At 74.6% G+C, this 3,643-nt stretch carries 3 protein-coding genes and 1 pseudogene; 2 read left to right on the top strand and 2 right to left on the bottom strand.

From position 1 onward, the window contains the following. Positions 1 to 254 (top strand): carboxylesterase family protein (locus VR44_RS15830; RefSeq protein ID WP_045948133.1); only part of this gene is annotated, 254 nt, incomplete at its 5' end. 84 nt (positions 255 to 338) lie between these two features. Here VR44_RS15830 and VR44_RS15825 read toward each other — a convergent pair. After that, positions 339 to 1,160 carry a pentapeptide repeat-containing protein gene (locus VR44_RS15825; protein WP_052713623.1) on the bottom strand — a complete coding sequence of 274 codons (822 nt, stop codon included), beginning with the start codon at positions 1,158 to 1,160 and terminating at the stop codon, positions 339 to 341. A gap of 609 nt (positions 1,161 to 1,769) precedes the next feature. Next, positions 1,770 to 2,417, bottom strand: a complete 648-nt coding sequence (locus VR44_RS15815) for a TetR/AcrR family transcriptional regulator C-terminal domain-containing protein (protein ID WP_045948131.1) — start codon at positions 2,415 to 2,417, stop codon at positions 1,770 to 1,772. Between the two features lie 77 nt (positions 2,418 to 2,494). Here VR44_RS15815 and VR44_RS48425 point away from each other — a divergent pair. Further along, positions 2,495 to 3,643, top strand: a pseudogene (locus VR44_RS48425) (FAD-dependent monooxygenase); the annotation flags it as partial.

The raw sequence follows: 3,643 nt of genomic DNA, 5'->3' as shown, positions 1-3,643 counted from the left end.
TGCCGACGCAGCGGCCCCTGACCGAACCCGAACGCGCCCTGTCCGACCGGATGGTGGCCTACTGGACGACCTTCGCCCGCACCGGCAGCCCGAACGGCCCCGACGCCCCGCCGTGGCCGGTACTGCGCTCCGCGGGCCCCCGTGACCAGCCGGTGCTGTCACTGGCCGCCGGCCCGGGCGGAATCCGCCCCACCGACGCGGACTCCGCACACCACTGCCCGTTCTGGGACACGGTCGAGGGCCGGACCGGCTGACCGGGGCGCTCCGGGCCGGAAGCCACCAACGGAGCGCCGGCGGCGACGCCCGCGGCGACGACCGCACCCAGCGGCCACCTGTGATCAGGCCCGTCGGCGCGGTGGGACGACCCGGGCGTTGCTGCCGTGGGTGCGGAGCCAGTGTTCGAGGGCGGGGCCCGTCAGGGGGTGGGGGGTGTCGGGGAGGGTGACGGGGCCCTGGAGGGTGCCGGTGAGGCCTGTGACGGTGGTGGTGTCGTCCAGGGTCACCTCGAAGGGGTTTTCGCCGAGGCGGGCGCCCGTGAGGTCCGCGCCGCGGAGGTCGGTGTGGAGGAGGGTGGCGCCGAGGAGGCGGGCTCCGCGGAGGGTGGCGCCGCGGGCGTCGGCTCCGTAGAGGTCGGCTCGGGTGAGGTCGGCGCCGTCCAGGGTGGTGCCGCGCAGGACGGCGCCGTCGAGGTCCGCCCGGACGAAGCAGGCTCCGGTGGCGTCGGCGCCGGTGAGGTCGGCGCCCTGGAGGTGCGAGCGGTAGAAGTCGGTCCCGGTGAGGCGGGTGCGGGCCAGGTCGGCGGCGCAGAGGAGGGACGAGGAGAGGTCGGCCCCCGACAGGTCGGCGCCGCTGAGGTCGAGGGAGGAGAGGTCGACGCCGCCGGGGACGCCCTGGGGCCCGTTTTCCGTCACCCACTTCCACAGCCAGTCGGCTGCCTCGGGGTCGGCGGGCAGGAGGACCCGCCAGGGGAGGACGGCCGGGCGGCGGTGCCGGTACCAGGGGGTGGTGGACGGGTCGGCGCCGAGTTCCTCGCCGGCGTCGTCGACCGTCAGCTCGCGGAAGCGGGTGTCGAGGGTGGTGAGGGCGGTGCGTACGGGGGCCGGGAGGGTGGGGAGGGCGGCTTCGAGGCGGTCGCGGGCCTCCAGGTCGGCGCGGTACATGTCGGGGTCGTACGGGGTCGTACCAGCGTGCGGGGGGCCAGCCGGCGGCCATGCGGGAGACCAGGGCCTCCCAGGGGCGCAGGAGGGTCCCGGGTTCGCCGAGCCCGTCCGTGAGGGGGGTCGCGGGCGGGACGGCGCGTACGGCCTCGGGCAGGCCTTCCACCTCGGCCTCGGGGAAGGCGGCGAGGCCGGTCTGGGTGGCGTACACGCGGAACCACGGCTGGTCCCCCGCCAGGTCCAGGTCCTCCATGGCCGCGTACGTGGTCCAGCCCTGCGGGAGGAACACCTTCCGGATCCAGGGCTGCCCGCCGCATTCGACCAGCACGGGGGTGGCCAGCTCCCGTGCCAGGGCCGCGGCGACCTCCTCGGGGGCGGGGGGCGCGGTGACGGCCGGGACGGCGTAGACGTCGAGCATTCCGCGCAGGTCGCCGGCGCGGAGGAGGTCGTAGTCGCAGGTGACGAGGGCCGTGTCCCAGGTCCGGCCGTCGACCGTGCCGGCCGGGGCGACGTCGACCCGGCCCGCCGGTATCGCGAAGGCCTCGGCCAGGGCCCTGGTCAGGCCGTCCGGGGTGGGGGGAGCGGCCGTGAGGAAGCCGTACGCCGTTCCGTTCACCGGCCGTACCGGTTCGCGATGCCCGCGACGACCAGGGCGAGGCCTTCCTCGAAGCCTTCGTCGTAGTTCTGGAAGAGGTCCGCCCCGGCCTCGGCGGCGAGGGGGAACTCGGCGAAGCGGGCGGCGCGTTCGGCGACGTCGAAGCCTTCGCGGCGTTCGCCCGGGAGGGGTTCGACGCCCTGTTCCTCCGTGACGAAGCCGAGGGTGAAGAGGTACGCCGTGGTGGTGGCGCGGACGGCCTGGGGGAGGGTGAAGCCGGCTTCGGTGAGGGCGCGGAGGTTGTCCTCCATGGCGACCGCGTGCTCGGTGCCGGTGAAGCGGGATCCGCTGAAGACCTTCGCACCGTCGCGGTAGCGGAGCAGGGCGGTGCGCAGGCCGCGGTTGGCGGTCAGGAGGCGGTCCTGCCAGGAGAGGCCGGGGGAGAGGGGGGAGTCCGCCGTCATGCGGCGGTACATCTCCGTGGCCATCTCGTCGAGGAGCTCCTGCTTGTTCTTGAAGTGCCAGTAGAGGGCTGGCGCCTGGACGCCCAGCTCCTTGGCGATCGCGCGGAGGCTGAGGCCGTCGAGGCCGACCTCGTTGAGGAGCCGGAGGGAGGTCTCTACGGCCTGGCCCTTGTCGATTTTCGGGGAGTTGCGAGGGGACACGCTTGACAGCTTAACACCGTTAAGGGCACTCTCTGGGGAGTGGAACTTAACGGTGTTAAGGAAGGTTGGTGGGTGTGATGGGCGTGGATGTGGGCGTGGATGTGGATGTGCTGGTCGTCGGTGCCGGGGCGGCCGGGCTCGCGCTCGGGGTGGACCTCGCGCGGCGGGGCGTACGGGCCCTGGTGGTGGAGCGGGACGGGCGGCTGTTCCCCGGGTCGCGCGGCAAGGGGATCCAGCCGCGGACGATGGAGGTCTTCGACGACCTCGGGGTCGGCGACGCCGTCCGGGCGGCCGGCGGCCCCTACCCGGCCGGGATGATCTGGCGGGACGGGGAGCGGCTGCGCGAGCAGGCGATGTGGGACCCGGCGGAGGTGGAGGAGGGCTCCCCGTACCGCGAGCCCTGGATGGTGCCGCAGTGGCGCACCCAGGAGATCCTCTTCGCCCGGCTCGAGGAGCTCGGCGGGCGGGTCGCCTTCGGGCGGGAGCTGGTCGGGATCGCGCAGGACGGGGAAGGGGTGACGGCCGAGTTCGCCGACGGTGAGCCGGTGCGGGCGCGGTACGCCGTCGCCGCCGACGGCGGGCGGTCCACGGTGCGGAGGACGGCTGGCGGTCCACGGTGCGGAGGCTGCTCGGGATCGGGATGACGGGCGAGACCGTGGACCCGGACCCGATCCTGGTGGCCGACGTGCGCATCACCGGCCTCGACCGCGACCACTGGCACATCTTCCCGCCGGAGGGCAGGGAGGGTTTCCTCGCGGTGTGCCCGCTCGCCGGGACCGAGGACTTCCAGGTCACCGCGCAGATGGCGGCGGACGGGCCGGCGATCGACCTCTCGCTGGAGGGGCTGCGGGCGGTGGCCGCCACCCGGTCGCACCTGGACGCGGGCGATGTGACGGAGGTCCGCTGGGCCTCGGAGTTCCGGCCGCGGGCGGCGATGGCGGACCGGTTCCGGGAGGGGCGGGTCTTCCTCGTCGGGGACGCCGCGCACGTGCACTCGCCGGCGGGCGGCCAGGGGCTCAACACCAGCGTGCAGGACGCGTACAACCTGGGCTGGAAGCTCGCCGCCGTGCTGAGCGGTGCGGCGGCCGAGGAACTGCTCGGTACGTACGAGGAGGAGCGGATTCCCGTCGCCGCCGACATGCTCGGCCTGTCCACCCGGATCCACCGCGGCGAGGCCCGCCGCGGCGCGGCCACGCAGCAGCTGGGCCTCGGCTACCGGGGCTCCT

It is taken from the genome of Streptomyces katrae, assembly GCF_000966975.1.
Taxonomy (GTDB): Bacteria; Actinomycetota; Actinomycetes; order Streptomycetales; family Streptomycetaceae; genus Streptomyces; species Streptomyces katrae.
This window is presented reverse-complemented; position numbering and strand designations above follow the sequence as displayed.